The sequence below is a fragment of the Prosthecobacter gellanilyticus genome, assembly GCF_007992435.1.
Lineage (GTDB): Bacteria > Verrucomicrobiota > Verrucomicrobiia > Verrucomicrobiales > Verrucomicrobiaceae > Prosthecobacter > Prosthecobacter gellanilyticus.
This window is the reverse complement of record NZ_BKAG01000124.1, coordinates 1-1,279: the sequence shown is the minus strand read 5'-3', so window position 1 is coordinate 1,279 and position 1,279 is coordinate 1. Positions and strand designations below refer to the sequence as shown.

General features: G+C 64.5%; 2 protein-coding genes. Both read left to right on the top strand.

The window, feature by feature from the left end; genetic code table 11:
• Positions 1 to 54: 54 nt before the first annotated feature.
• Positions 55 to 435, top strand: a complete 381-nt coding sequence (locus BGE01nite_RS28760) for a transposase (protein WP_146856403.1) — start codon at positions 55 to 57, stop codon at positions 433 to 435.
• Positions 402 to 1,268 carry an IS3 family transposase gene (locus BGE01nite_RS28755; RefSeq protein ID WP_246145816.1) on the top strand — a complete coding sequence of 289 codons (867 nt, stop codon included), beginning with the start codon at positions 402 to 404 and terminating at the stop codon, positions 1,266 to 1,268. The genes BGE01nite_RS28760 and BGE01nite_RS28755 overlap by 34 nt, the downstream gene beginning before the upstream one ends.
• Positions 1,269 to 1,279 lie beyond the last annotated feature (11 nt).

The window sequence follows — 1,279 nt, the reverse complement described above, 5'->3', positions numbered from 1 at the left end:
GAGCCTTCTTCGTTAATGCGGACAGCAAAAGTTGGGTAACAAACACCCACTGACATGAACAAGAGTGAACCGAACAGACGCGTCTATGATGAACAGTTCAAACGCGACGCCGTCGCCCTGCTTGAGGGTGGCCGCAAGGCCGCCCAACTGGCCCGCGAGCTGGGCATCTCCCACTGGAACCTCCGGGACTGGAAAAAACGCTACGGCACTGGCTCTGCCGCAGCGAGCCTGCGCACGGAGCGTAGCGACGTAAGCACGAGCGCAGGCAGAGCCAGTGCCGTGGCCAGCGCTGTCGAGATCGCCGGCCTGCGCCGTGAACTCGAGACCACCCGCCAGCAGAACGACATTTTAAAAAAAGCCTTGGCCATAGTCGCCCAGCAAGACGGCAGCGCTACGACCTTATCCAGGCCCTCCACCTCCAGCACCCGCTCATGAACCTCACCCAAGCCTGCCAGGCCCTGCAGGTCAGCCGCAGCGGTTATCACGCCCACCTGCGCAAGTGCCAGCGTCCGCGACGCATCCAGGACGCCAGTCTCGCCGCCGAGATCCACACCTGCTTTGACGCCAGCCGCCGCACCTACGGCTCCCCGCGCCTTGTGCGCTGCCTGCGCGCCCGGGGCCTGCGTCATGGCAAGAACCGCATCGCCCGCCTCATGCGCGAGCAAGGCCTGCGTGTGCGCCAGAAGCGCCGCTTCCTGCCCCGCACCACCGTGGCTGATCCCGGCGTCGTGCCTGCCTCCAACCACCTCCTTGCACGGCCAGCCCCGGACAAGCCTAACCAAGTGTGGGTGAGTGACATCACGTATCTGCCCACAGGCGAGGGCTGGCTCTACCTGGCCGCCGAGATGGACCTGTGCAGCCGCCGCATCCTCGGCTGGCAGACCGGCGAGAGTCTGGCAACCACGCTGCCCGCCAGTGCCCTGGACAATGCCCTGCGCTCACGCGGCCGCCACCCCGGAAAGGACTTGCTGCACCACAGCGACCAGGGCTGCCAGTATGCCAGCGCCGTGTTCCGCCGCCGGCTGCACCTGCACGGCATCACCCAGAGCATGAGCCGCCGTGGCAACTGCTACGACAACGCCGCCATGGAGTCCTTCTGGGCCACCCTGAAAACGGAATGCTTTGCCAGCACCGTCCCGGCCACCCGCGCCCAGGCGCGTTCCATGGTCTTTGACTACATCGAAACCTTCTACAATCCCGTGCGTCTGCACAGCTCCCTGGACTTCCTATCTCCTGTGGCCTTCGAATTATCCTTCCTCAACAACTAACCCTCACTTTG

Bases quoted from the DNA above. Each gene is read 5' to 3' on its own strand.
- BGE01nite_RS28760 (WP_146856403.1), top strand. From the start codon at position 55: ATGAACAAGAGTGAACCGAACAGACGCGTCTATGATGAACAGTTCAAA.